This is a genomic window from Vibrio methylphosphonaticus (assembly GCF_023634655.1).
In the GTDB taxonomy this organism is placed as follows: Bacteria; Pseudomonadota; Gammaproteobacteria; order Enterobacterales; family Vibrionaceae; genus Vibrio; species Vibrio methylphosphonaticus.
Genome location: NZ_JAMKMS010000010.1, coordinates 110,078 through 136,285 on the forward strand (window position 1 = coordinate 110,078; position 26,208 = coordinate 136,285).

A 26,208-nucleotide genomic window follows, 5' to 3' on the forward strand; every position below is an offset into this window, starting at 1 on the left:
TATTAATGGCTAGGTAAAAATATGAGTTCTACGGAAATGGAGCAATCTGATAGTGGTGGACCAGCTGCCCTTAAAGGGTTTTCCTACCAAAACTTTGCTGCAGCGTACTATACGTTATCAATGCTTCGAGATAAGTCTTTACTCTCTGTCCGCTGTGAAGTTGTTGACGACATAGACCTCGTTTATGATGACCGAATTGAATATGTTCAAGTTAAAACCACAGACGATGATACTAAATGGTCCATTAAAGAATTCGCAGTAGCGTCGACTAGAACTGTACCAAAGACAGGACAACAAAAAAAAGATCAAATCGTAAGTAAAGAAGACTCGATTCTCCACAAATCTATGGCATGTGATAAATCTCAGCTTCCTGGTTACTTTCGAATACTAACTACTCGTGACGTTAAAAAAGAACTTCACCTATTGAAAATAGATATAAATACTAGGCCGCAAAAAGAAGGTAAAGAAAAATTACTGGCATCTCTGCGAAGAAAAATAAAACTTAATAAGCCTCGTAATAGTACCGAATTCAAAACACCAAAAGGAAATGATGTTGAATACTGGTTAGATCACGCAGAGTGGACCGTAATTCCCAACCAAACTCAGTTGGAACTGGCTTGTACTAGTTTGATTTTGCAAGCAGCTCAGGAGCAAGGCATTTTTCTTAGCTCTAATAGTGACGACATACGAATACTTTGTTCGCTTCTAAGCAACCTTACCAAAAAAAGTGCAACTTCTCGAGTACTGTATTCTGCTGCTGATAAGTCATACCATCGTATTGACTTTATTAAATGGTTCAGCAATGAGATTGAGCACTACGCGAACTTAAATAGCAGACATATAAAAGTATACTCCACCAATCAAAATAAACTGACGGCTATTATTAAGTCTTTCTTTACTGATCGGGATTTATACAAAAACCATAGCTTTGACGGTGAAAAGATATGTACTGGATTACATGGAGGTTACCATCGCAGAAACTATACCTATGGGCAAATTGCCAAAAATCTATGCCAGTGGTTACCTCAGGTACTGTTACTTCCTAATGAGTTAGCAGATCACAAACCTGAAAACCTTGATGAAAAAATAGCTATTTATACCAAGAGAAAAAAACAGAGCTATCAAAATATTAATGAGTTAATTTCAAAGGCACTGCTTTATTCAATAATCAGAACCAAGTATAAATCTCAACCAATTGCTGCTAATTTATATATCGACGACAATATGAAAACATGTTTTGATAACGTTCATATACTTTTAGAAGATCACTCTCCTGATAAGTTACTCATGGGGTTTAGTTATCTTATTGAAGGTAGTATCAAAGACGCTGTCGACAATATGATCATGCAGTTTGATGAGTTGTTAGGTTCCGAAGCATTTGATACCCAGAAAGAAAAAATATTAGAAACCAAAGAGGATGGATATTTATTAAAGCATGATATTGATGAAATACTTAATGCTAACTCTTCCTTAGACGAAAATATTGATAGATTTCGGTTTGCTTTCTTTTTAGGTTACGAATCATGTAACCTTGACTGTAACAATAAACACATGCATAAGGACTACTTATTAACCCTTGAAGAGGAAGTTAAGGATAGATTTAAAAGACTAATTGAGTGCTTAGTTGAACAAAGTGAATTTTACCAAGATTTACATATCGATGTATATATTTACCCAATTCCATCAATCCCCTCCCTTATTCATGCGGTAACAACACAGGCAAATAAATAATGCAAGCTAACTTAGAACCTAGAGCATGTATTGAAGATGTAAAATGTGAGAAACTATCACCTTTCTTATATTTAAAAAAAGCAAATCAATACTTATCTATCCCTGCGAAACAAGCTAAGGGACGTGAGTATCTTATTCGCGCATTAGACCAATTAGAACTCTTTGAAAGTCAAATATTATTACTGCAAAATCTCATACGAAAAGCTGGATTATACCCATACTTAAAAAAGTACTTCTCCGATTTATCGTATGACAAACAATTAACATTAGACTTATATCAAAGTAACTTTGACAAGCAGTTTATTTTCCACTCGATGCAAGCAAAGATCTTCAACCTATTGAAATCAGGAAATAATTTAGTTCTAAGTGCGCCTACTAGCATGGGTAAAAGTGCAATTATCGATGCTCTAATCGCGGAAGACCAATTCAGTAAGATCGTTATTGTTGTTCCTACGATAGCGCTGATAGATGAAACCAGAAGACGAATCCAAAAAAGATTCAGTTCAGAGTATCAAGTAATTCACCACGGCTCACAGATCAAGCGAAAAAACAAGGTTGTTTACATACTAACCCAAGAGCGAGTTAACGAACGTAAGGATCTAAAAAACATCGACTTATTTATTGTTGATGAGTTCTATAAGCTTGCTTTCAGAAATGATGACTCATCTAGAGTAATCGCATTGAATATTGCCCTAAGTAAATTGCTATCTGTTTCAAAGCAATTCTACATGATCGGGCCTTATATAGATGCAATCCGAGGAATGGAAGTGATACAGCGAGACTATGTATTTGTTCCATCCGAATTTAACACCGTAGCTCTTAATATTCATGAGTTTAATATTGCAGCGATGGACTTAGCATCAAAGAACCTCCAACTTGAAGAAATAGTCAACAACCACCACGGGCAGACTATTATCTACTGTAAATCCGCTGCTTCTATAGCACAAGTATCTCGATACTTAGGGCGCTTACACCAAATTCAAGAAAAATCTATCGGTTATCTAAATTCCAACTCATTAAAAAAATATTATATGTGGTTGGTAAAATATTACGGAAAAGATTGGGGATGTACCAGTGCTATTCGTCATGGTATAGGAATCCACCATGGTGCCTTACCTCGTGCAATTCAACAGAAAAACATTGACCTATTTAACTCAAAAAAGATTAAAATTTTGATATGCACCTCTACATTAATTGAAGGTGTAAACACAGCTGCTGAAAATATAATTATTTACGACAATAGAAATGGAACACCTAGAATAGACAACTTTACGCACAAAAACATTTCAGGTCGTGCGGGGCGAATGAATCAATATCTTGTTGGTAATGTTTTTTGTTTAGAGGCGCTACCTAAACAAGAATTACAGACTCAAGTTGTGGACCTACCTTTAGGGCAGCAAGACCATAAATCCCCAATAAACTTGTTAGCAGGAATTCAACCAGAACATCTGTCTGAACAAAGCACCGAAAGTCTTATGAAGTTCGCTAAAAACTCTGATGTTCCTCTCGAAATCATTCAAAAACATTCAACTTATAAGGTTGAGTTAATCTTAAAAGCATACGAGTTAATTACACAACTATCCATTTCAGATATGAATCAGATTGCGACCATTAAAGCTCCTAAAAGCGAACATTTGAAGCTCCTATCAACATTCATAAAAACAGTGGAAAGTGGTTCATTAACTCGACTTAACCTCCATTTTGAAGATAACCTTGACCTTCAAAATAGGTTGGGGTGGTACATCTATGCCGAAAATCATAGTAGCTATATTAAGAAACAAATTAGCTTCATATATGACTCAAGAGACGACGCTGTATCCCGTTCGGATATGACGGACAAAGAATTAAAAATCACAAGGAATATCTTTAAGCACTCAGTTACACGAGCTCTATTACTATTAGAAGATCTTTTAAATTTTGAGTTTACAAGTTTGGGTGTACCAGAAATTGCAGACCTAGGCTACCTAGTACATTTATTTGAGCATAGTCATTTGCCAACAGCATTCTCCGCTTTAGAAGAAATGGGGATTCCAATTGAAACTTTAGACAAACTTGTAACCGAGAGATTAAGCGAAGCAGATATTGATGTCCTAGTCCGCTACTTACGTATCTATCACAAGTACTTGAAACAGTTAAACCAGGTAGATCATATGTTTATCAAGAAAGCTACTTACTAGATGACCGTCAGAAACCTTCAAGACAATAACAAAAAACCATGGCTTTGCGAGTGTTACCCGCAGGGCCGTAAAGGTAAGCGTATTCGCAAGCGCTTCGCTACTAAAGGCGAAGCCCTTGCTTTCGAAAAGTTCACTATGGCCGAGGTGGATGATAAACCTTGGCTGGGTGATAAAAAGGACTTACGTACACTTCATGACTTGGTTGAGCTCTGGTACAAGCTTCACGGCCAGCACTTAAAATCTTCGGTTAAGCTTTACCCTCGCCTCTGCACCATTGTTGAAGAACTGGGGAACCCTTTTGCCATCCAGTTTACGGCTAAAGACTTTGTTCACTGGCGTTCTAGCAGAAAAGCAAAACACAGTCACACGGGAGCGGATACAGACAAATTGATATCCGCTCCCACTAATAACCTTGATTTAAGATGCTTGCGTGCTGTGTTTAATGAACTCATTGCCCTTGGCGAGTGGACGCAACCTAACCCACTGACTGGCGTTAAACAGATCCCTGTGACGGAATCTGAAATGGGCTTCTTTTCAGATAAGGATATTACTGCGCTCTTTGATAGGATTGCTAAAAGCAAACGCGCTAAAGAGTTCGAGCTGGTCTGTAAAATTTGCTTATCTACTGGCGCACGTATTTCAGAAGCCAATAATCTTCGTGTTTCGCAGATCACCAAATTCAAAATCACATTTTTGGATACCAAGAGCAAAAAGAACCGTACGGTGCCAATCACAGAAAAGCTCTATAATGAACTGATGGCGTTTGAGCCAACAGGAGAAAAGGATAGGTTGTTTAAAAGCTGCCATCATGGCATTGCGTTTATCATTAACCAAACCTTCCCAGACTTGCCGGATGGGCAAAATACCCATGTCTTTCGTCATACCTTCGCAAGCCGATTTATGGAGGCAGGAGGAAACATTTTGGTGCTGCAAAAAATCCTTGGTCACAGCGACATAAAAATGACCATGCGTTATGCCCATTTCTCGCCTGATCATCTCATTCAGGCGGCAGAGTTAAACCCCATTTCCAGCTTGGGATTGTAGCCATAAATTCAGAGGAAAGTGGCGACAAAATGGCGACAGATTTTCTAAATACTGGTCATTATTGAACAATACTGACAAAACAGGGAATCACTAAGGCATTGAAATGGCTACGGAACCCTTGGTTTTACTGGGTTCTTGAAATAGCTACGCATTACACTAAGTAAGCATCACTAGATAAATGATAAACACCCGCTAAGGCGGGTGTTTTTTTGTCTTAAGTTAAATTCTTACCGCTATACCTTTAATCCAGTCCGCTATACGTTAATCTAGCCTGCTATACGCTTAGTTAAAACCGTGTTAGAACGCGCTTTCCAATCCGTCACGCATTATAAGTTAGCTCAAACACAAACTACTCAAGATCTTCCATTGCGGGCACCACTTCTACAGGCACACCATTTTGTGCTAACACCGCCGCTTTAGCGATTCGGTCAGAAATACCATACTCTTCTAACCACCACTCTAGTTCTTGAGGAATGGACATGGCCTTTTTCGTCCCATCACTCCGCGTTAATGGTTCATGAGCTTCAATAAACACGCTTCTGTCTGGCTCAAGAGCGACTTTAATGGGTTCATCGATAACACGCACTTGCAGTCCAACTTTTGCTTCGTTAAACAACCAGTCAATATCTTTAGGATCCATACGAATACATCCCGCGCTGACACGTAAACCAATGCCAAAGTCTTTGTTGGTTCCGTGAATCAAATACGACCCTGTTCCATACGCTAGCCGCATCGCGTAGTCCCCTAACGGGTTTTCAGGACCTGCTGGAACAACATCAGGCAATTCTATCCCTTTCTCCAAATAATCCTTGCGTATTGACGTCGGGGGCGTCCACGTCGGGTTCTTACGCAATTGGCTAATTTTGGTCGTCATCTCTGGCGTATCTTGCCCGATTCGACCGATACCGACAGGGAAAATATGGACGATGTCTTTTTCTGGTTCAAAATAATACAGTCTAAGTTCAGCAAGGTTGATGACAATGCCTTTGTATTCGACCTCTGGCAATATGGTCTGACTTGGGATCGTCAACACATAATCTTCCGGTGGTAGAAAAGGATCGACGCCTTTATTCGCCGCCATCAATGACAAAAAACCAACATCATAGTGCTTAGCAATGTCAGACATGGTTTCGCCCGCCACGATACTATGGTAATGGATGGTGCCAACAAGATTGCTGCCATCCTCGGGAAGCGCATAAGTAGCTGCACTTATCCATTGTGAGAAGCTCAGACAAGCCGCTAAAATCGTCCTACGATACATCAATGTTGATCCTTTGCTGCTTTATATACACTTAAGGTTATCTCTCTTTGTGTCTTGTGATCAACTATCGGTTCAGGATATTCCAACTTTTGACACGCTTCCCACAACCAAGGTTGATGTATATGACGATTAGGCACATTGGCCAGTTCCGGAATCCATTGACGAATAAATTCTCCTTGTGCGTCAAAACGCTCGCCCTGACGGATGGGGTTAAAAATACGGAAATAGGGCTGACCATCGCACCCTGTAGAGGCACACCACTGCCACCCGCCATTATTTGCTGCGAAATCCCCATCCACTAGTTTGGACATAAAATAGGCTTCACCCCAGCGCCAGTCCACATGAAGATCCTTGATTAGAAAGCTTGCCGCAATCATACGCAGCCGATTATGCATCCAGCCTGTTGCATTCAGTTGTCGCATTGCCGCATCAACAATGGGGTAGCCGGTCACGCCATTACACCATTGAGTAAACGCCTCTTCATTTCCCTGCCAAATCAGATTTCGCTCCCAGCTCAGGTAACCATGACGACGGCTCAATTTAGGCTCAAAATAGACCAAGTGCTGATAAAACTCTCGCCAAATCAACTCACTTAACCATATCTCTGCCCCTTCTGATAGCGTTGGTTCTTGGCCATTTGACATCGTCGCATCGAGGTAAAGACGAGCCACGCACTGTCTGGCTGAAAGCGCTCCGATCGCTAAATAGGCGCTCAGTTGGCTTGTCCCATCCACTGCTGGAAAATCTCGATCCTGGTGATAATTAGCGACTCTATCGTGACTAAATGCTCGAAGCTTATCGATGATGCTGTTGGTATCCACGGGCATAGGTAAGCTCGACACCGTCGGGTAGTTAAACGGCACATTCGACTCATATCGATAATGCGCGGGAACATCTGTGGGGACGGACATTTTCGGTTTTTGAACTCTGGCTAACGTAAACTGCGCTTTCCAAGCATTTTTGAATGGAGTAAATACTTTGAAGTTTTTACCTTGCTTATTTAATACGCTACCCGGTCGAAGTATGCATTTATCATCGAATACACAGACCGTTTTACCCTGCTGTTCCAGTCGTTCAGACAACGCAGTGATCCTGTTCCTTTCATTGATTTCATAATCGAAATTCAAGAATAATTCGCTTACCCCTAGCTCCGCAGACAACGCTAGCAACCACTCATTAGCCCGTTCAAAATCATCACACTCCTTATAAAGAAAAGGCACGTTCAATAACTCGAGTTCTTCGTGTAACGCCTCTAAGCGCCTACGAATGAGATCAGCTTGAATCGGCGCTAAGTCATGCTGCGCCCATTGCTGTGGCGTAGCGATGAATACCGCTATGACTGGTGTCTCACCATCAATGGCTTGTATTAGTGCGGTATTGTCGATAGTTCTTAGATCACGATTGAATAACACTAATCGTTTCATTACTTTCTCCTAATGCGTGACATCGCCGCGCTTAACGATCCTATTCCGCATTAAATTAAATTAAACTAAATTAAACTAAATTAAATGTTCAATGACAGGTGAAACGTAAACCGGAACAAGATGATTGGCTCTTTGCTCTCTTATCACTGAAAGATGCTTTTCCGATAACGATTTTTCTGCGAATAAGTGCACCCCGTGATAGGTCGTAATCACCTCTTCATTGAATAGAGCACCAATATCATCGACACCATCCAAAAATATTACTCTCCCCCCTTTTTCAATAAGACGGGCGTAACAGAGCCAAGCGAAAAGGTTGCCTACCGTGTCTAAATTGACGAGAAGGTATTTATGTTTCCCACCTTTCTTTGACTCGGCTTGAATCATCAGCAATAACTGGTGAATAAGTAAGGTGCGAAATAGCGCATATTGCAGCGACCGTTGACCCATTTTGACAAAGTCTATTGCCGTCAACACCGGCATGACAAATTGCGTTTCAACTATGTCTAGCGGGTACTCTTTTAAAACAAAACAGAGAATTCTCCCAACCTCGTCGCCATCGAGTAAGCTCAAGGCTTGCAGCAAGGACTCAGCTTCATCAAGACGCTGAGATGAATCGTGTTCAACGGGTAAACTATTCGACGCCAAAAGCGCTTTAACTTTGCCAATGGATACCCCTTTCGCCAGCCAGCTCTGCACACGCTTAATCGTTTCCACATCTTTTGGCGTATATAAACGGTGCCCTTTCTCTGTACGTTCAGGTTGCACAAGCTGATAACGCCTTTGCCACGCCCTTAAAGTCACTGGTTTGACACCTGTCATCTCAGCGACTTCTCGGATTGCATAGCGGGCGTTGCTAGAGCCCATAACGTAAACGCATTTCTTCTGGGTGAGGTTGTAAGAATCGTTGCGACGCTAAATAGTCATCTGGGTATGCACGCAGATAGTGCTTCAGCAGTGTAAGGGGAGAATGCAATGGCAATAATCCAGTACGATAATCGTCTATTACTTGTGCTAGTTCGCGTTTCTCGTCCGCATCCAGTGCTCGCTTAAAATACCCTTGAATGTGCATGAGGACATTGGTGACATTCTTACGAGAGGCTCTGTGCTTGAGACCTTCCATCAACCCCAAGCGATAAGCTTGGTAAAACTCGCCTGGTTCATACTCATTCTGATGAGCGACGAGTCTACCAAGCGTTTTATAAGAGGTTGGGTTATGCGCCATCAATGTCAATTTGTAACGGGAGTGAAAATCTACAATTTTCCCTGGAGTAGGTTCACCTTGCATTGACTGATAGAAATCATTTAGGCCAAATACACGCGATATGAAATTTTCTTTAAGTACAGGATCATTCAATCTGCCATCTTCTTCGACTGGTAGCCATGGCATTTTCTTCATCAAATGCTCTGTATACAAGCCGACACCATTGGCTTTCGCGTGACCAACAGTATATACCTTCACGCGTTCCATACCGCAGCTCGGTGATTTGGCACACACAATGTAACCACACATTTCCGTACTCTCTAGCTCGGCTACTTTTTTATGCGTAAAAGACAGCATCCCATCGGTATAGTCTTTGGTTGCATCCTTAGTTTCAACAAGACTAATACGCTCTTCATTAGACATTAGACGTATTGTTGGTCGGGGGACGGGTAGGCCCATCCCTACTTCCGGACACACTGACACAAACGAGAAATAATCACGCAGCTCCTTATTTACATAACTACTTTGCTTATGGCCTGAATCAAAACGAACTTTTTCGCCCAAAAGGCAAGAACTTATTCCGATAGTAATGGTTTGCTCTTCCATGACATGCTCCCGATTAATAATGCAGTGTGGTGACACTTTGGCACCAAGTATTAAGTATTAAGTGATACAAAAATTTGCTCTGTACAATAGTACGTCGTTTAAGTGTAACAGTTCACTCATGCAACGTTTTTATTTATAACCATAAATTCACCCAGTGAATCGATTGCTCATTAGGTTTCAACATATTCAGTTATCATCAAGAGAAACAATGTCAGATTGAGGAGAAAATGTGACTGAAATCTCATAGAGCCCTTATTATTGGCGCTACTATTCATTCCAACAAAGAATGACATCATTCAACAGAATTAGTTAAAATATTAGGAGCAATACCATGGCTACCCCTCATATCAACGCAAACCCGGGTGACTTTGCTGAAACCGTCCTGATGCCAGGCGATCCGCTTCGTGCTCAATATATCGCTGATACGTTTTTAGAAGACGTTGAGAAAGTCTGCGATGTGCGCAATATGTTCGGTTATACCGGCACTTATAAAGGTCAACGCGTTTCCGTTATGGGTCATGGCATGGGTATCCCATCTTGCTGCATCTATGTACACGAACTCATCAAAGATTTTGGTGTTAAGAACGTTATTCGTGTAGGCAGCTGTGGTGCAGTGCGTGACGACGTTAACCTAATGGACGTTGTTATTGGCATGGGTGCATCAACCGACTCAAAAGTAAACCGTATCCGCTTCAATGACCATGACTTTGCTGCCATTGCTGATTTCGGTCTGTTAGAGGAAGCGGTTAAACAGGCACGCAGCCAAAACGTTCCCGTTAAAGTCGGTAATATTTTCTCTGCTGACCTTTTCTATACACCAGAAGCAGACATCTTCGACAAAATGAAACACTTAGGTATTTTGGGTGTGGATATGGAAGCTGCGGGTATCTATGGCGTTGCCGCCGATCTCGGTGCAAAAGCACTGACTATTCTTACGGTTTCCGACCATATTATCCGTGGCGAGAAATTAAGTTCTGAAGACCGTCAAAAATCGTTTAACGAAATGATGACCGTCGCACTAGAAACAGCCATCAACCTATAAGCTTTAAAGCCAGTGTAACGCCTGAAGTTACCCTGGCTTTTTTTCAAGTGTTTTGCATGAAGCACTTTTTATACAACCCGTTTTGTATAAAACCATTTTTATAGACCGATGTTTTATAGACCGGCGCTTTATAGACCGGCGCTTTATAGACCTTAGGGGGTGAACGTGTCAGAAGGCAAATTGCCGCTGGTTGCTAATGGATTACAGCTCAATTTTTGTAAAACATTGGCGTGTGACAATTTTGGAAGAAGTGATGCAAACCTTTATATTTTGCAGCACAGTAATCCTAAGCGACCTGCGATGGTATGCCGAGAGTGTGGTGCGTTTCCCCCCCTACTTAACAACCAAGAAGTCCTAAGCGAGCTGCAACGCTTGAGGCTTGCTCATGATGATGGACTTCCTGCATGTAAAGATAGCCAGTGTGACAACTTTGGCCTATCGGTGGATACCCATAAAGAGCGCTACCACGCTTTTGGATTTAGCGGTGATCGCCAACGTTATCGATGTAAATCATGCCAGGGGACCTTTGTCGACAAATGGTCTGGAGCCAATAAAAAAATTGAGTTTCAAGAAGCATTACTGGCGTTCTTGTTTACGGGGTACTCGGTAAGAGAAATTTGTCGTAAGCTTCACATCAATCCGAAAACTTTTTATGACAATATCGACCAAATCGCGAGCCGCTGTCGTAGAAAACTCGCCCATATTGATGCACGTTGGTTAAACCACGCTAGCCAATATACCCTTGCTTCGAACTATCAAAGCCTACAACCAAACAGTCACAACGGTGTTTTTTGGTTCGTGACCTGCGACGCTGACTCCGGCTATGTGCTGTGCCAACACACCAACTACACCTTAAAAAATAGCGCTAATAGCACTCTCGATCATGATGCCTATCAAAACAATGCACAGTTTTTATCTCAGCAGTATGTAGCAGAAAACTATGGCAGTACCAATGAACGTACCGAAAGCGAAAGAAGCCCAACTGGTCGTCGTGAACCGGCATCAATTGGGGCTATGCCTCCAAACATCAAAGAACGTATAGACATCAATTATCAGAATATTCTGGCAAGAAGTAATGTTGAGGACCCATTAGGCAATTTTTCAACATTTGATTACCCCAATACGGGAACGCTTATACGAGCGCCCTATACCTCTTATGCTCATTACCTGTATATATCGCAGATGATTGGTGATAAAAAGCCGCTTGCTATCTTTATGCCTCAAGATCCGGTTCTTCGCTCTGCAGCACTCTCCGTTTATCTTGAACGTATCAAAAGCCATAGCATCGACCTCCTATACGTCATGCAAGATCCAGAATGGGACAATAGCGGACTATCAAAAACAACCGATATTGCCCTGATGGGTTGGTGGCGTGACCGCTGGGCTATAGCGCACCAAGCCAGTGGGGCAAGCAAAGGGTTATGTTACCTATCATCCGCAAATGAGACTTTGTCAGGCAACAACTCTTCCTCAGACAACGTCGACCACACCAATTATTGGCTAAAGGTGGCTTCTATTGAGAGCGTGGAATTTTATCAATCTCGTTTCCAGCTGCTGTTTGAAAGCTTTATTAACGAGCCAAGAAGAAAATTAAGACCGGGAGGCATTATGCCGTTACTCGACATCTTTCGGGCTTGGCATAACCTCTGTTATCAAGACAAACAAGGGCTCACCGCAGCCCAAAGGCTAAACGTCTGTGAGACCCCGATGACCTTAAAACAGTTACTGGACTAAGTAGATGCTCTATAAAATTTCCTTTCGAGGAACCACACTGTAAATAGTGCTTTAAATAATACAGCGCCTTAAAGGAAGAATAGCGATACTCCTAACACCGCGAACAACGTACCAACGACGCTACGACGACTAATCTTTTCGCCACGGATCGCGTAAATAATTAAGATGAACAACGGACTGGTTGCGATCAGAGTCTGGGCAATAGCAGGGTTGGCGTATTTTAATGCCACCTGCTGTAACCACAGGGCCAAGAACGTCCCAACAAAAATAGCCGCTAGTAACCATAACCAATTGTTATGTGTCATCGACAAACACTGCTTTTTTATCGCACTAAAGGGCTTTTTTTCGGCAACCACAACAAACATAGCCACCGCTGCAACCCCAATCGTCAGTCGAATTAACGCGCCAAGTAAAGGTGGTAGATCCCCCTGCACCAATGCAAAATGGGAAATCACTACGCCAGATGCCTGACAGGTACTTGCCAATAGACCAAAAGCAATGCCTTTTAAATCATAACCGCTTCCGTTGCCATCATTTGGCTGAATGACGACAGACGTCACCGCAATGGTGGTAATCACAACGCCAAGCCAGCTTTGAAGCTGCAAAGCACTGCCCAAAAATAACAACGCCAAAATACCAGAAAGTGGCGGAGCCAAAGATTCTAGCAGTAAGGTTTTATTCGCACCGATACGCTTTAGCGCCGCAAAATAAGCGCTATCGCCAATAGCGATACCTATCACTCCTGAAATGCCGAGAATCCATAAATATCTTGGTTCTACAGTGACATCAGGCATCTGAGTCAACGGCAACACCATGAGCATCATGAGTGAAGCAATAGAGCCTTTAATGATATTTAACTGCATCGAGCTAAAGTGATGACTAAACTGGCTGTAAATCCAAGTCGCCATCGCCCAAACCATCGCTGCACCAATTGCAGCACTCTCGCCAATAAATGTCATCAAACCCCTCTTTAATCATCATTTATCTATTGCATAATACATAAATATAACAAATACTTAACCAGTCGAACTATTTCAATTCGCAACTTTAACTCTCGCAAGGATGAATTATGTTTCTTGATTACTTTGCTCTTGGGCTGCTCGTTTTCGTCGCCCTAGTCATATTTTACGGCATTATTGTTATTCACGACATTCCTTTTGAAATTGCAAAAGAACGCGATCACCCTCATCAGGACGCGATTCATGTCGCCGGTTGGGTCAGCTTATTCACCCTGCATGCCATCTGGCCATTTCTATGGATTTGGGCAACGCTTTGGCGCTCAGAACGAGGATGGGGCTTTCATAAACTTGAAGAAGAACAGCATGATTTACACCACCGCCTTGAAAAGCTGATTGACCAAGTCTCTGATATGGAAGAAGAAATAAAATACCTAAAAGGCAAGCAAGTTGTACAGCAAGCTCAAGCTGTGGAAGAGGAGAAGTAATTCATGGATTTATTACTGGTATTAACTTACGCAGCACTGTGTATTGCCATTTTCAAAATTTTTAAAATCCCACTCAACAAGTGGACCGTTCCTACCGCCGTATTGGGTGGCGTTGTTCTCATCGGTACACTTATCTTATTAATGAACTATAACCACCCGTTTACGCAAGTTGGCGGTCAGTTTTATAGTACTACTCCTATCGTTTCCAGTGTTCGAGGCAAAGTTGTTGAAGTCAACGTAGAAGCCAACCAGGAAATGAAAAAAGGCGATGTCATGCTAAGAATTGACCCGATTCCTTATGAAGCGGAAGTCATTAAAGCTAAAGCAGCGCTCGCCGATGCCAATCAAGATGTATTGCAACTCGAGAGTGATTATAAAGCGGCGCAGTCCGATACGATTAAAGCCGTAGCCGAGCGTGACAAAGCAGAGCGAGAGTTTGCTCGTTATCAAAAAGGCTTCAAACGAGGCGCATTTACTGAGCAACAAGTCGATACACGTCGTCAATCATTCAAGGCAAACCAAGCGGCACTTGAAGCTGCAGAAGCGAAAGAAGAAAGCTCGAGACTCGCGTTTGAGTCACAAATATTTGGCGAGAATACAACTGTTGCTCAGTTAAAAGCCGCATTAATTCAAGCCGAATTTAACCTAAGAGAAACGGTTGTCCGTGCCCCTACTGATGGCTATGTCACTCAATTGGCACTTAGACCCGGCATGATGGCAGTACCGCTACCTTTGGTACCACTAATGACATTCGTGCATAAAGAAGAAGAATACTTTGTCGGGGCATTTCGACAAAACTCGTTGCAACGCCTTAAACCTGGCTTTGAAGCAGAATTCTTATTTAGAGCACTGCCGGGGAAAGTCTTCAAAGGTAAAATCGTAGAAGTGTTACCGACCATTGCTGAAGGTCAAATTAGTGCAAGCGGCACACTGAGAAGTACGCAAACATTCAATACCACGGGTCGTGCTATGGTGAAACTAGTGCTCGATGATGATATGAGTGAATACGTACTCCCTACTGGCTCCAATGCCGAGATTGCGATTTATTCCGATAGTTTCAAACATGTTTCGATTATGCGAAAAGTATTGATTCGTATGAAAAGTTGGCAAAATTACCTCTACTTGGATCACTAAGATCAGCTCTGTGTCCTCCGGTGAAGAGCACCGTTCTTAGCCATAATGATGGTAAGTACCCAACCGAATAATCGTTAAGTAGCAAACAATAAGAATGGCAACCCTAGGGTTGCCATTCTTTTCTCTATCACTATTGCTATTACTATTACTGTAGCTGTAGCTGTAGCTGTAGCTCGAGTATGAGTATGAGTATGAGTATGAGTATGAGTAGGGTAACGATTAATCCAATAACGTACGTACGTATTGCTCAATTTCTGGCACTTGGCAATGCTCAAAGAAACATTGTTGGAATCGTTCACCTGTCACTGCTGTTCTGACCAAATCAACATCAATGGCTTTTAGCGTGTCTAAGTAGTTTTCTTTAACTACTGCCGCTTTAACATCATTTAAAATGCCAGCATTACGTTGTTGTGGTTCAGCACGTTCAAGTGGATAACCTTGGCCACGCTCACCAGTGGTAAATGCTTTTTCAAAAATATAGCGTACATTCAGTTCCGCGCCCCAACCGTAACCTTTTGCAAATGCTAAAGACAACGCGTTGCCGTTGTTAATTTGGTTGAATAAGAATGCATCTGATGGCTCTAGGCAGTAACCACACACAATACCCGGATGGATATTAAGTGACATCATTGCACCTTGACCAGTACCACAACCTGTCACAACAAAATCAACGGCTTTCGAGTTTACAAGGATACTTGCCATGATACCTAGATGGATATAAGTAAGATGATGATCATTTTCATCACTCATACCAACGTTGAATACAGCATGGTCTAGTGGTGCAACCACGTTAGTCAGTTCGTTGTAAACCACTGCGTTTTTACCCGCTTGGCTGTTTTCCATCATCAATGCAATTTTCATTTGTTTCTCCCGCTATATTGCGAATCAAAAGTTATAACTAAAATATTTTTATCACTTAGCATGAAACTATCATAGCCGATTAAATCGATATCATGCTGTCTGGAGTAAGCTCCAGTAGTGTGACGGTTTCGCCTACACGCGGTCGCTGAGTCTTATCTTTATCTTTATCTTTATCTTTATCTTTATCTTTATCTTTATCTAGAGAGACTAATAGCAACAACCATCCAATTACAATGTCACGCAAGATATTGCTTACTCATATTTTTACTTTCGAGGAGCGCTATTTGTGTAAGACGTTTTGCTGTCCGCTCTCTTGCCATAATAGCGATTAGCTAACCTGACGAGACGGTGTTTAGGTTGCGCTTATCACGATATAAGCGAGCAATCGTCAATAGGTTCATCATAATGACAGACGCTTCAAGTAAGCTCCCACCGATTGACCCTATCGAAATATTATTGATAAGCCAACACGTAGCACCAAGCAAGAATCATAAGCGTAAAGGAATACCCTTTAATAAAAAAATAGAGATGGTTCCGATAACCGTGCCTGCAATTGGCCATAATTGCCATGCATCTTGAGCTAACGTCACGCCCACCACCACACTGATAATCACAAACAATGCCGCGACCCATAATGAACGGGTGTAAATCGCTATTCCGGTTCTAAAAGTGGACAATAGCGCGCTTGCCGCAGACACCATCGAACCCATTAAGACAAAGTGAACCAGATGGTTAAGGTTAAGTAACAGCATCAGAATCTTGAGCCTCTTGTCGTCTTTTTGATAAAACGTCGACATACCCAGCGCAAAGCTAATTAAGCCAAAAACTTGTGCTGTTACTTCCTCCACCATCTCAATAATTCTCTTTGTGTATTAACGCGCTAACCAACCGCCATCTACGGCAATGGTATAGCCATTAATGTAATCAGACGCTGACGACGCTAGGAATACACATGGGCCAGCAACATCAAGTGGTGTACCCCAACGGTTTGCAGGAATGCGTTCTAAAATCGCTTTATTACGGTCTGCATCTTCACGCAATGCTTGCGTGTTATTCGTTGCCATGTAGCCAGGGGCAATAGCATTAACGTTAATATTGTGGCTTGCCCATTCATTTGCCATGGCACGTGTGATGCCCATAACTGCACTTTTTGACGCAGTGTAAGATGGCACACGAATACCACCTTGATAAGAAAGCATTGACGCAATGTTAATGATCTTACCGCCATTACCTTGTGCCATAAACTGCTTAGCGGCCGCTTGAGACATGAAGAAAACAGTCTTAGAGTTAATGTTCATCACATCATCCCAATCCCGCTCAGAGAAATTGATCGCATCTTCACGGCGAATAATACCCGCGTTGTTCACTAGCACGTCGATTCGACCAAACGCAGTCACCGCTTTATCAATAACCGTTGGGATATCTTCTTGCTTGAGTAGATTCGCACGTACATCTAAGAAAGTATGACCCGCAGCCTGCATTTTTTCGATGGTCTCAGTTGGCTCTACGTAGTTAACACCCACTACTTTACAGCCAGCTTCCGCTAAACCTAGCGCCATACCTTGACCTAAGCCAGTATCGCAACCAGTAACAATCGCAACCTTACCGCTTAAATTAAATGAATCTAACATCATTTTCCTTTTCCTCAACTTATGATTGTCATCGTAGCGATGTGTATCGCTGACTGAATATGTGATTACAATAAATCAATAAAACACCTTTAGCAATATTTTTAAAACATCATTTCAAAAATATTTTTCAAAACCAAAAGCAAATGTGAAGCACTTCTCAATTGAATCATTTTTTCTAAAAAGGCTTTTTAAAAATAGTGAACAGTGTTAGCGTTCGCTTGTTAGCCATAATGAGAAAGGAATGAACATGGAGAAATCCACGCAGCCTGAAGCCGTTTCTTCGGTATTAAAAGTATTCAATATTCTAGAGTCATTAGGTGACCAAAAAGAGATCAGTGTTTCCGACCTGTCACAACGTCTAATGATGTCTAAAGCCACCACTTATCGATTTTTACAAACGATGAAAGGGCTTGGCTATGTCTCCCAACAAGGTGAGGCTGACAAATATTCATTAACATTGAAGATGTTTGAACTGGGTTCAAAATCGCTAGAGTGGGTTGATCTCGTTGAGCTAGCGGAAAAAGAAATGCGTGTTATTTCAGAAGAAACCAATGAGACCATTCACCTGGGTGCATTGGATCATGGCTCTATCATCTATATTCATAAAATAGACTCTAGTCATGCATTAAGGATGCACTCTAGAGTCGGGCGCCGAAACCCATTACACACAACGGCAATCGGTAAGGTACTGCTAGCAGAGCGTGATGAAGCCTTTATTCGTCATGCATTAATCGATGCCGAATTTGTCAAAAGCACGCCCAATACACTGGAAAATATCGAACAGCTTCTTCAAGAGTTGAGTCTGGTCAAACAACAGCACTTTGGTGAAGATAACGAAGAGCAAGAGCCTGGTCTGCGTTGTATTGCCGCCCCAGTCTACGATCGCTTTGGTACCGTTATTGCTGGTGTATCGATCTCCTTCCCCACCATTCGTTTCGACGAAAATAGAAAAGATCATTATGTGCATCTGTTACACCAAGCCGGCAAACATATTTCCGAGCATTTAGGGTTCAACAACTACCCTGTGTAACTCACGTTCAACCGACGATAAAAAAGCAGCCTACATCAATACGATGCGGCTGCTTTTTCTATCATCGGAATCATTATCAAAAGCCACCCCAACGAGCGCAGCGGCTTTCAATCAATTTACGTGAGCAACCGCATCTTTGACCAATGCGCCAAGCTCGTCCCATCGACCTTCGTCGATAAGCGTCGTTGGTACCATCCACGTACCACCACAGGCTAGTACTGACGGAATAGACAGGTAGTCATCAACATTATTAAGGCTAACTCCACCGGTCGGCATGAATTTAACAGGATACACTGCGGTTAGCGCTTTAAGCATTCCCACACCACCTGATGGTTCCGCTGGGAAGAATTTCAATGTACGTAATCCCATCTCCATCGCTTGCTCAACCAAGCTCGGGTTGTTAACACCCGGAACAATTGGCATGTTCTTATCAATACAGTATTGAACTGTTCTTGGGTTGAAGCCAGGACTAACAATAAAGTCGACGCCAGCATCGATAGCCTGATCAACTTGCTCATTGGTTAGCACCGTACCAGCACCGATTAACATCTCTGGGAACGCCTTACGCATCGCAGCAATGGCATCCACCGCGCACGCTGTTCTGAACGTAATTTCAGCACAAGGCATGCCGTTTTCAACCAACGCCTTACCTAGTGGAACAGCATCTTCAACCTTGTTAATAGCAATAACTGGGATGACTTTTAAGTCCGCTAGTTTTTCATTCAATGTTGTCATTTTTTTGTCCTACGAATCGAGTTCTGGTGTTTCATTTTTTGGAATCACTGCGCCTCGGTGCTGGATAACCGCACCCGCAACTTTATGGCCCATAGCAGCAGATGCAACAGCGCTGCCACCAGTGAGTCGCTTGGCAAGGTAACCGGCACTAAACGAATCTCCTGCAGCCGTTGTATCCACAACATGGCTAATCGGTTTTGGCGCGACACTTATCGTTTCATTGCCGCTGTATATTAAGCAGTCTTCCGCGCCACGTTTGATCGCAATCTCAGTAACACCCGCTTGAGAGGTGCGTTCTATACACTGCTCAACAACGTCATCACCGAATAATGCTTGATCATCGTCAAACGTTAATAACGCCGTGTCCGTGTAACTTAGCATTGTTTTATAAGTGTCAGCAGCAAACGCTTGATCTTGCCACAGTTTCGGGCGGTAATTGTTATCGAAAAACACTTTGCCACCGCGCGTTTTGAATGCTCTCAAGAATTCAAACAGCTTGTGGCGACCGTGGTCTGTTAAGATCGCGAGTGTGATTCCGCTTAGATACACTGCATCATAACTTAATAAGGTTTCTAGCAGGCGATCCGACTCTGGTTGGTCAAAAACGTATTTTGCCGCTGCGTCACTACGCCAATAAAAGAAACTTCGCTCACCCGTTTGGTCAGTTTCAATATGATATAGGCCTGGCATTTTATCATTTAGCTTGAGGATTAAATGCGTGTCCACCCCTTCTTGCTGCCAAGCATTCATCATTTGAGTAGAGAAAGGGTCCTGACCTAACGCGGTCACATAACTGACGGTGAGATCGTGTTGCTGAGTAAGACGAGAAAGATAGAGTGCCGTATTCAAGGTGTCACCACCAAAACTCTGTTTGAGTAGCTCGCCGTTACGTTGCAGTTCCACCATGCATTCGCCAATGATGGCTATTTTGTATTGGGTCATAATTGGCTGTCCAGTTGTGTTCTATTCAATATTAAATTGCCGCTGCTATAAAAACAGCTCATGTTCAGCGATGCTTGATCGCCCTGATTTTTTCACTCACCACCAACTATTGGCTATTGGCTATTGGCTATTGGCTATTGGCTATTGGCTATTGGCTATTAACCATTAACCATTAACCATTAACAATCCGAAAGGTTGAATCTATTTTTATGAAATGGCGGTTCAATAAATCCAATCATACCAGTAATCATAACTCGGTTGTAGCGTTTATTCCCCTTATCCTTGTGATGTAACACATAAAAAAGGCAGCCTAAAAGGCTGCCTACACATATCAATTACCCTATACCGTCAGGTGCAGTTTTGGTCATCAGCGACACAATCACCACTTGATCAATTCCACTTTAGTACTCGTACTTCATTCCCTTCTTCTGGGTTTCTAGGAATATTCAATGACAGCACCAATGACACCATCGCCATAGCGGCACCGATATAGAACACACTAGACGGCGACACGAGCCAAATCACACCAAACGTTATTGGAATGACGACTGCAGCGATATGATTGATCGTAAACGACACGCCAGCCGTTGACGCCATGTCTGCAGGGTCCGCAATCTTTTGAAAGTAGGTTTTAATTGCTAGTGCAAGTGCAAAAAACAGATGATCAATAACATATAACGCTGCCGCCCATTCCGCCGTTTGTACAAGTCCGTAACCAACGAACACAAAGATCAAGCCAATGTATTCGAAAATAAGGGCTTTTCTCTCACCTACAATGCCAATAAAGCGACCGATTTTTTTCGCAAACAAGAAATTAAACAAGTAGTTAATTAAAAATAGTAACGTGATATCCGCCACGCTGTAGCCAAATTTCTCTACCATTAAAAAACCGGCAAAAACGGTAAATATCTGTCGTCTTGCACCACTCATAAAAGTCAGGGCGTAATACAACCAGTAGCGCTTGCGTAATACCAATTTCTTATTTTGTGGCGTTTCTGTTTTAAACTGAGGAAACGCAAAGGCAATAACCAGCACCAACACAAAGCCAATACCACCTGAAATTCCATAGACCCAAATGTAGTCCAATGCAAAAATTTCCAGCATTACCCATAACGCGCCATAAGTCAGCAACGATGCTAATGCACCAATAGAGATGAGTTTCCCCAGCACTTCAGGCGCTTCTTCTTTACTCAACCATTGTAGGGATAAAGACTGTTTTAACGTTTCAAAATAATGGAAGCCGGTAGACATAATAAATGTGGTGATCAGCAGCCCGGCAACCGACGGGAAGAAACCTGTAATGGCAGTGCCCAACGTTAACATGAGCAGGGAAAGCACCATAAACTTCTGCTCTTTGATGAACAACAGCACAAACACCACGGTAAATGCCAGAAACCCCGGTATTTCTCGAACACTTTGCAGCAAACCAATATCTGCGCCATCGAAGTTCGCCTTTTCGATGACAAAGTTATTCAACAGCGCCATCCAACTGGAAAATGCGATAGGAACAATAATCGAAATGATAATGAGAAAGTTTTGTGGCGTTCGCCAATCTTGTGATTTATGGCTAGATAACATGATTATTTTCCTGAAGTACTGATACTATTGAACTGACCGATGCTCGTTCTGTTATTCGAGTGATTTTACGAGCCAATGTGGAGTCTAAACCGTTGCAAAATATAAATACAATAAAACTCGCGACTTTTAACTTATGTAACTTCGCCGCCCCACCCTTTGCCTTCTATGAAATGGACAATATCTACACCAGCCAGCAATGGTCTCAAAAGACCCGTTGGTTGGAAAAAACGCTGCGCTTACTCGATGCCGACATTATCGCCTTTCAAGAGGTTTTTTCCGCAGAAACACTGCGTATGCATCTAGACAAGCTTGGCTATCGCTACTTTTATCTCAACCAAGATTGCCATATCGAGGCGGATTATATCTACTCAGAGCCTTCACTTGCCTTTGCATCACGCTTTCCATTAACACAGCAGGCTAACCTACCATTTCTCTCGGGAACAGAAGGTGAATTCAGCCGCCCTCCATTGCATGTGACTCTCGACATTGGTGATGGACACAATATCGACTTTTACAATGTTCACTTAAAGTCTCAACGCCCTGCATCCGATATTCTTGATTCCACACTTGAATCAACGGTTGAACAATGGTTAAACGAACTGCATGCCTCCCATGCCTCTACACAACTGCGACAAACCGAAGTGCTGTCGCTTCACAACGCCATTGTGACGCGTAAAAAATCCACGTATAACCCTGCAGTCCTGTTAGGAGACTTCAATAATAATCTCGACGCTTTTGAGTTTACCCCTCTACGCTCCAACCATTTAAGACGCCAGCCGTTATCCACCAAGCCTATTTTTCCCTATACGTTGCTAGACAGCTGGGCGTTATTTCAACAGCGACAAGCATCGCCTAGCGCGGTTTCTCCAATTACCCATTATTACGGTGCGAAAGGAAACCGACTCGACCATATCCTACTCTCCCCAGAGTTTGATATCAGCGACACTCACTCTCTATTTGAGCTGCAAGATTATCAATTAGTCGATAAACACATCATCGACCCAAGGTTTGGTGATGATGATGTCAGTACCGATCACGCTATTGTCAGTATAACGCTTAAACGTAGGGACCAGAGTGAATAATGATCAACGCTATTGCATAAACAACTAAAATCAATTAGTTATATCATTACCATCCAATACTAGGGCATGAGCATGAATATCCTTATCCGACCGACAGAACTTAGAGATGCCGAGGGCCTAACGCAACTTTACTCTCAACCTAAAGCACAGCGCGAAACACTTCAGCTCCCTTTCCCTTCCATTAGTATGTGGCAAGAGCGCCTGAAAAACATGCCTACGGGCACATATAGCTTTGTCGCTGAGCTAGATGGAAAAATCGTCGGTAATATAGGTCTTGAACATTCACAACGACCAAGAACGGCACACTGCGCCAGTTTTGGGATCGGCGTGCATGACGACTTTCATGGTATGGGTATAGGTAGTCGGTTAATCGATACCGTCTTGGAGCTGACCGACAATTGGTTAAATGTTCAGCGCGTGCAAATTGAAGTCAATGCGGACAATAAAGCGGCGATAGCCCTGTATACTAAGTACGGTTTTGAAATTGAAGGTGAAGCACTCTGCTCCGTATTACGTGACGGCGAATTCATTTCTACCTACTACATGGCGCGTCTGAAAGACCAACTTTAATCCCGGCACCGCGTCTAAAAATCACACCAACCCTGTCCCCTCCTCTCGTGGGGACTTATTCCTAAAGGCGCCTCTCTTGTCACTCAGGGTGACCTGAGCCTAGCAAAACAAACTCGTTGCATAAAATTGGACTAGTCTCACAACTCCATAGTCAATCGATGGCATACATAAATAAATCCCTTAGTCTTTGTTACTTTATAAAATGACGACATGTCGTGAACTCGTGACCACGCTTGCACATCCAAAGGAACTGGGCTTATTTGCTCACTATTTCAACAAAGATAAGGAGACTGTATGAAGACACGTACCGCACCCCATCGAACCCGTTTATTTGCTTTTATCACCGTGGGGGCACTATTATCCCCATCAATTACAATGGCATCTGAATGGGGGTATCAAGGCGAACATGGTGTTGATAGCTGGGGGGCAATTAGTGCAACCTGCTCTGAGGGCAAAAATCAGAGCCCTATAGACATCAATAACAACGTCACCGTTGATGCCTCACTAACCAACCTCGCTATGAACTATTCAGGGCAAGTCTCTGACATCGTGAACAACGGGCACACCGTGCAAGTGAATGTCTCTGGAGACAATACGCTCAGTATCGATGGTGATACCTTTGCGCTCAAACAGTTCCACTTCCATACCCCGTCAGAAAATACGCTTAATGGTGAACATTCGCCGCTAGAGGCGCATTTTGTCCATGCTAATAGCGATAACGCCTTAGCCGTCGTCAGCGTTTTTTACCAAGCAGGATTAAGAGAAGACAGTGCGCTAAAGCAAGTGTTGTCTAGCATCCCAAACAACAGCCAAACGATAGAACCCTCAGCATCTATTGCCCTGGATTCACTTCTTCCTAGAGTGCGTAGCTATTATCGCTTTAGTGGCTCCCTAACCACACCACCGTGCAGCGAAGGCGTTCGTTGGTTTGTACTCAAAGACAAACAAACCGCAGATCAACAAGAAATCGATCAGCTAAAAACTATCATGGGTAATAACGCGAGACCTGTGCAACCTATCCACGCAAGAAAAGTGCTTCAATAATAAAGTTTCGTATGGTTTGCCATTTTGGTGAGCCATACCGTTCTCATTTCTAAATCATCGGCGCTACATCGCTTACTCAACACTCACCTTTGCTTAGCGTTTCTCTTTCGGTCAACATCTATATTGCCCACGCTTACCTCTTGACCAATACATGCCTCTTGGTGACCCCCAAATATCATTTGCAACCACCACCAACGCTTCCAACCTAAGTAAGGATGAAACACTCGTTCTCGATATTTAACTACTTTTACAAATAAGATTAAGATTTCCAAATGCAGAATAGATTTTAGAAATTACCGGTAAAAGCATCACTTAGTGGTGATTTTTTAAGAGATACATTCCAAATTAGCCAATTTTAGAACACAAAGTTGAGGCATTTAGAAGTAATTCAAAGTTTACCGTACGGATTACGCGTAACCTGAACGTTAACGAATGTGAGAACATGTTGCAGTATTGAGAAGCTGACGAGGGAAACACCAGAGCGCATTCTTCTATTACTTGTTTTGATTTAACGTTAGTGAGTTCACGAAGCGAAGTGCGTCCACTAAATAAAGAGGTGACCCCATGAGGCAATGCGAAATTAACGTCTATGACGTAAGAGATGAGCAAGACGCTATCGTGCTAAATATCCAATTTTCAGACACCACAAAGGCGGACTTTTTGTGGAGCAATATGCCGTCATCACCTAGGCATGATTACATTTCACACTTAGTTGTGTCCGGTAACGTAGTAGCCAAAAAATACATTACGGAAGATGATTTAAGTGAGATGAACAGAACGGAAAAACAACGGCTATTAATGACCTCTTAAACAGCGATAGCAAAGTATCGCTGTTTACGTCATTCACAGCAGCTTATAGCGCGACAGTAACCAGAGACTCTTTCAAGCCTTCAACGACTCCTTTAGCAATAAGCAACTGACCTTTCTCATTCTCACCCGCAGCAGACGTCACCATCAGATCATACATTGATTCGCCACCAAAACCCACCATCGTAGGGTTCTCAGATTCTAGGCTAACAACCTGCATAACCTCACCTTGAGGTGAAATTTGTACTACCGACTGTCCAGCATACATCGCAACCCAGTAGTTACCGTTTACGTCCACGCTTGCGCCATCTGGTCGACCAGCATAACCTTCAAGATCACAAAGCAGTTCCTGCTCGCCATATTCACCCGTTTGTGGATTATAGCTATGTTTATAAACTTTACTTGACCCAGTATCTGCCCAATATAACCACTGACCATCAGGAGAAAACGCTAAGCCGTTACAAGTCCATGCAAACATAGGTAACGCTTCAATGCTGCCATCAAGATTCAATTGGTGGAACTGACCTTGGTCGCCAACTTTTGCGCCATTACGAGTGCCTGCTACAAAACGTCCACCTGGTGCACCGCGCCCATCGTTGTAGCGCATTCTCGGGTACTCAGAAACCAGCGGCGCTAGCGAGGTTTTCTCACTGCTCCAACCATCAACAAGGTACATTCCTGATTTTAATGCCACAATGAAGCCCTGCTCACCGTACAAAGCAAAACAGCCAATCGGCTCACCGAATTCGAGCTTTTCATTTTCACCGTTTTTATTTCGCCATAACTCTCCATCGCAGATGTTTACCCACATCCAAGAATCATTGCGCCAATCCCATCGAGGGCATTCGGCAAGGTCAAAATCTAGGTCTACAAATTTTTCGAACTGAATATTGGGTTGCACGCCTATGTCCTTTTGCTATTTTTCAATTGGGATTTATTGAGTACACGCCAGTTATGCAGATTCATACGCTAACTATGCGAATTAGTACGTTCGCTATGCTGATTAGCACACAAACGATGATGCGAAGATAACTTGGCGGTGCACTCTCATTTTTATCTGCTCTTTTTAACAAAAAGTCAGGACTGGAGCTAGCAGCATTTTCGGTTTACCTGCAGAAATCGCGTAATTA

24 protein-coding genes and 1 pseudogene are annotated in these 26,208 nt (G+C 42.7%); 12 read left to right on the forward strand and 13 right to left on the reverse strand.

The genetic code is table 11. The annotated features are described in order from the left end of the window. The first annotated feature begins 21 nt into the window (after positions 1 to 21). The 3 genes from M9196_RS13495 to M9196_RS13505 are packed head-to-tail and all read left to right on the forward strand — an operon-like array spanning position 22 to position 4,952. On the forward strand, positions 22 to 1,731 hold the full coding sequence (locus M9196_RS13495) for a dsDNA nuclease domain-containing protein (protein ID WP_250618047.1): 1,710 nt from the start codon (positions 22 to 24) through the stop codon (positions 1,729 to 1,731). After that, the gene (locus M9196_RS13500) at positions 1,731 to 3,908 is read left to right on the forward strand and encodes a DEAD/DEAH box helicase (RefSeq protein ID WP_250618048.1); all 2,178 of its coding nucleotides are present in this window, start codon (positions 1,731 to 1,733) and stop codon (positions 3,906 to 3,908) included. The genes M9196_RS13495 and M9196_RS13500 overlap by 1 nt, the downstream gene beginning before the upstream one ends. Further along, positions 3,909 to 4,952, forward strand: coding sequence for a phage integrase (locus M9196_RS13505; protein WP_250618049.1), 1,044 nt, complete (start codon positions 3,909 to 3,911; stop codon positions 4,950 to 4,952). A 349-nt stretch (positions 4,953 to 5,301) separates the two neighbouring features. On the opposite strand, the gene M9196_RS13510 is transcribed toward M9196_RS13505, so the two are convergent. The 4 genes from M9196_RS13510 to M9196_RS13525 form a co-directional block, all read right to left on the reverse strand. Next, entirely contained in the window at positions 5,302 to 6,213 is a 912-nt protein-coding gene (locus M9196_RS13510) for a L,D-transpeptidase family protein (RefSeq protein WP_250618050.1), read from the reverse strand. Beyond that, entirely contained in the window at positions 6,213 to 7,637 is a 1,425-nt protein-coding gene (gene phrB / locus M9196_RS13515; protein WP_250618051.1) for a deoxyribodipyrimidine photo-lyase, read from the reverse strand. The genes M9196_RS13510 and phrB overlap by 1 nt, the downstream gene beginning before the upstream one ends. A 75-nt stretch (positions 7,638 to 7,712) precedes the next feature. Beyond that, positions 7,713 to 8,501, reverse strand: coding sequence for a MerR family transcriptional regulator (locus M9196_RS13520; protein WP_250618052.1), 789 nt, complete (start codon positions 8,499 to 8,501; stop codon positions 7,713 to 7,715). Beyond that, positions 8,491 to 9,444 carry a YbgA family protein gene (locus M9196_RS13525; RefSeq protein WP_250618053.1) on the reverse strand — a complete coding sequence of 318 codons (954 nt, stop codon included), beginning with the start codon at positions 9,442 to 9,444 and terminating at the stop codon, positions 8,491 to 8,493. Before M9196_RS13525 ends, M9196_RS13520 begins: the two co-directional genes overlap by 11 nt. A gap of 331 nt (positions 9,445 to 9,775) precedes the next feature. Here M9196_RS13525 and deoD point away from each other — a divergent pair, with 331 nt between their 5' ends. Next, positions 9,776 to 10,486 carry a purine-nucleoside phosphorylase gene (gene deoD / locus M9196_RS13530; RefSeq protein ID WP_250618054.1) on the forward strand — a complete coding sequence of 237 codons (711 nt, stop codon included), beginning with the start codon at positions 9,776 to 9,778 and terminating at the stop codon, positions 10,484 to 10,486. 165 nt (positions 10,487 to 10,651) lie between these two features. Continuing rightward, entirely contained in the window at positions 10,652 to 12,220 is a 1,569-nt protein-coding gene (locus M9196_RS13535; protein WP_250618055.1) for a lactate dehydrogenase, read from the forward strand. Between the two features lie 68 nt (positions 12,221 to 12,288). Here the strand turns inward: M9196_RS13535 and M9196_RS13540 are convergent, their stop codons facing one another. Continuing rightward, positions 12,289 to 13,179, reverse strand: coding sequence for a DMT family transporter (locus M9196_RS13540; RefSeq protein WP_250618056.1), 891 nt, complete (start codon positions 13,177 to 13,179; stop codon positions 12,289 to 12,291). Positions 13,180 to 13,289: 110 nt separating this feature from the next. On the opposite strand from M9196_RS13540, the gene M9196_RS13545 reads away from it, so the two are divergent. Together M9196_RS13545 and M9196_RS13550 are read left to right on the forward strand one after the other, a co-directional pair. After that, a complete protein-coding gene (locus M9196_RS13545) occupies positions 13,290 to 13,664 on the forward strand; it encodes a DUF3302 domain-containing protein (RefSeq protein ID WP_250618057.1) in 375 nt (124 codons plus the stop codon). 3 nt (positions 13,665 to 13,667) lie between these two features. Next, entirely contained in the window at positions 13,668 to 14,798 is a 1,131-nt protein-coding gene (locus M9196_RS13550; RefSeq protein ID WP_250618058.1) for an HlyD family secretion protein, read from the forward strand. Between the two features lie 219 nt (positions 14,799 to 15,017). Here the strand turns inward: M9196_RS13550 and M9196_RS13555 are convergent, their stop codons facing one another. The 4 genes and pseudogenes from M9196_RS13555 to kduD form a co-directional block, all read right to left on the reverse strand. Beyond that, positions 15,018 to 15,659 (reverse strand): RpiB/LacA/LacB family sugar-phosphate isomerase, encoded by a 642-nt coding sequence (locus M9196_RS13555; protein WP_250618059.1) that lies wholly within the window; start codon positions 15,657 to 15,659, stop codon positions 15,018 to 15,020. Positions 15,660 to 15,738: 79 nt separating this feature from the next. Beyond that, positions 15,739 to 15,903 (reverse strand): hypothetical protein, encoded by a 165-nt coding sequence (locus M9196_RS13560; protein ID WP_250618060.1) that lies wholly within the window; start codon positions 15,901 to 15,903, stop codon positions 15,739 to 15,741. Between the two features lie 88 nt (positions 15,904 to 15,991). Beyond that, positions 15,992 to 16,510 (reverse strand): annotated as a pseudogene (locus M9196_RS13565) (YgjV family protein). A gap of 21 nt (positions 16,511 to 16,531) precedes the next feature. Then, complete coding sequence (gene kduD / locus M9196_RS13570; protein ID WP_250618061.1) at positions 16,532 to 17,293, reverse strand: 2-dehydro-3-deoxy-D-gluconate 5-dehydrogenase KduD; 762 nt, start codon at positions 17,291 to 17,293, stop codon at positions 16,532 to 16,534. A 244-nt stretch (positions 17,294 to 17,537) separates the two neighbouring features. On the opposite strand from kduD, the gene kdgR reads away from it, so the two are divergent. Beyond that, the gene (gene kdgR / locus M9196_RS13575) at positions 17,538 to 18,320 is read left to right on the forward strand and encodes a DNA-binding transcriptional regulator KdgR (RefSeq protein WP_250618062.1); all 783 of its coding nucleotides are present in this window, start codon (positions 17,538 to 17,540) and stop codon (positions 18,318 to 18,320) included. 111 nt (positions 18,321 to 18,431) lie between these two features. On the opposite strand, the gene M9196_RS13580 is transcribed toward kdgR, so the two are convergent. The 3 genes from M9196_RS13580 to M9196_RS13590 all read right to left on the reverse strand — a co-directional run bounded on the left by M9196_RS13580 (position 18,432) and on the right by M9196_RS13590 (position 21,575). After that, positions 18,432 to 19,055 carry a bifunctional 4-hydroxy-2-oxoglutarate aldolase/2-dehydro-3-deoxy-phosphogluconate aldolase gene (locus M9196_RS13580; protein ID WP_250618063.1) on the reverse strand — a complete coding sequence of 208 codons (624 nt, stop codon included), beginning with the start codon at positions 19,053 to 19,055 and terminating at the stop codon, positions 18,432 to 18,434. 9 nt (positions 19,056 to 19,064) lie between these two features. Next, a complete protein-coding gene (locus M9196_RS13585) occupies positions 19,065 to 19,997 on the reverse strand; it encodes a 2-dehydro-3-deoxygluconokinase (RefSeq protein WP_250618064.1) in 933 nt (310 codons plus the stop codon). Positions 19,998 to 20,387: 390 nt separating this feature from the next. Beyond that, complete coding sequence (locus tag M9196_RS13590) at positions 20,388 to 21,575, reverse strand: MFS transporter (RefSeq protein ID WP_250618065.1); 1,188 nt, start codon at positions 21,573 to 21,575, stop codon at positions 20,388 to 20,390. Between the two features lie 92 nt (positions 21,576 to 21,667). Between M9196_RS13590 and M9196_RS13595 the strand changes: the two genes are divergently transcribed. The 4 genes from M9196_RS13595 to M9196_RS13610 all read left to right on the forward strand — a co-directional run bounded on the left by M9196_RS13595 (position 21,668) and on the right by M9196_RS13610 (position 25,081). Continuing rightward, positions 21,668 to 22,657: an endonuclease/exonuclease/phosphatase family protein gene (locus tag M9196_RS13595; protein ID WP_250618066.1), complete on the forward strand. Its 990-nt coding sequence runs from the start codon at positions 21,668 to 21,670 to the stop codon at positions 22,655 to 22,657. Positions 22,658 to 22,729: 72 nt separating this feature from the next. Next, complete coding sequence (locus M9196_RS13600) at positions 22,730 to 23,227, forward strand: GNAT family N-acetyltransferase (RefSeq protein ID WP_250618067.1); 498 nt, start codon at positions 22,730 to 22,732, stop codon at positions 23,225 to 23,227. 375 nt (positions 23,228 to 23,602) lie between these two features. After that, positions 23,603 to 24,271: a carbonic anhydrase gene (locus tag M9196_RS13605; protein ID WP_250618106.1), complete on the forward strand. Its 669-nt coding sequence runs from the start codon at positions 23,603 to 23,605 to the stop codon at positions 24,269 to 24,271. A gap of 564 nt (positions 24,272 to 24,835) precedes the next feature. Next, a complete protein-coding gene (locus M9196_RS13610; RefSeq protein WP_250618068.1) occupies positions 24,836 to 25,081 on the forward strand; it encodes a hypothetical protein in 246 nt (81 codons plus the stop codon). Positions 25,082 to 25,124: 43 nt separating this feature from the next. On the opposite strand, the gene M9196_RS13615 is transcribed toward M9196_RS13610, so the two are convergent. Beyond that, a complete protein-coding gene (locus tag M9196_RS13615; RefSeq protein ID WP_250618069.1) occupies positions 25,125 to 25,979 on the reverse strand; it encodes an SMP-30/gluconolactonase/LRE family protein in 855 nt (284 codons plus the stop codon). Positions 25,980 to 26,208: the final 229 nt, after the last annotated feature.

Bases quoted from the DNA above. Each gene is read 5' to 3' on its own strand.
- M9196_RS13545 (WP_250618057.1), top strand. From the start codon at position 13,290: ATGTTTCTTGATTACTTTGCTCTTGGGCTGCTCGTTTTCGTCGCCCTA.
- M9196_RS13555 (WP_250618059.1), bottom strand. From the start codon at position 15,659: ATGAAAATTGCATTGATGATGGAAAACAGCCAAGCGGGTAAAAACGCA.
- kdgR (WP_250618062.1), top strand. From the start codon at position 17,538: ATGGAGAAATCCACGCAGCCTGAAGCCGTTTCTTCGGTATTAAAAGTA.
- M9196_RS13605 (WP_250618106.1), top strand. From the start codon at position 23,603: ATGGCATCTGAATGGGGGTATCAAGGCGAACATGGTGTTGATAGCTGG.
- M9196_RS13550 (WP_250618058.1), top strand. From the start codon at position 13,668: ATGGATTTATTACTGGTATTAACTTACGCAGCACTGTGTATTGCCATT.
- phrB (WP_250618051.1), bottom strand. From the start codon at position 7,637: ATGAAACGATTAGTGTTATTCAATCGTGATCTAAGAACTATCGACAAT.
- M9196_RS13610 (WP_250618068.1), top strand. From the start codon at position 24,836: ATGAGGCAATGCGAAATTAACGTCTATGACGTAAGAGATGAGCAAGAC.
- M9196_RS13505 (WP_250618049.1), top strand. From the start codon at position 3,909: ATGACCGTCAGAAACCTTCAAGACAATAACAAAAAACCATGGCTTTGC.
- M9196_RS13585 (WP_250618064.1), bottom strand. From the start codon at position 19,997: ATGACCCAATACAAAATAGCCATCATTGGCGAATGCATGGTGGAACTG.
- M9196_RS13580 (WP_250618063.1), bottom strand. From the start codon at position 19,055: ATGACAACATTGAATGAAAAACTAGCGGACTTAAAAGTCATCCCAGTT.
- deoD (WP_250618054.1), top strand. From the start codon at position 9,776: ATGGCTACCCCTCATATCAACGCAAACCCGGGTGACTTTGCTGAAACC.
- M9196_RS13520 (WP_250618052.1), bottom strand. From the start codon at position 8,501: ATGGGCTCTAGCAACGCCCGCTATGCAATCCGAGAAGTCGCTGAGATG.
- M9196_RS13500 (WP_250618048.1), top strand. From the start codon at position 1,731: ATGCAAGCTAACTTAGAACCTAGAGCATGTATTGAAGATGTAAAATGT.
- M9196_RS13510 (WP_250618050.1), bottom strand. From the start codon at position 6,213: ATGTATCGTAGGACGATTTTAGCGGCTTGTCTGAGCTTCTCACAATGG.
- M9196_RS13600 (WP_250618067.1), top strand. From the start codon at position 22,730: ATGAATATCCTTATCCGACCGACAGAACTTAGAGATGCCGAGGGCCTA.
- M9196_RS13590 (WP_250618065.1), bottom strand. From the start codon at position 21,575: ATGTTATCTAGCCATAAATCACAAGATTGGCGAACGCCACAAAACTTT.
- M9196_RS13495 (WP_250618047.1), top strand. From the start codon at position 22: ATGAGTTCTACGGAAATGGAGCAATCTGATAGTGGTGGACCAGCTGCC.
- M9196_RS13525 (WP_250618053.1), bottom strand. From the start codon at position 9,444: ATGGAAGAGCAAACCATTACTATCGGAATAAGTTCTTGCCTTTTGGGC.
- M9196_RS13540 (WP_250618056.1), bottom strand. From the start codon at position 13,179: ATGACATTTATTGGCGAGAGTGCTGCAATTGGTGCAGCGATGGTTTGG.
- kduD (WP_250618061.1), bottom strand. From the start codon at position 17,293: ATGATGTTAGATTCATTTAATTTAAGCGGTAAGGTTGCGATTGTTACT.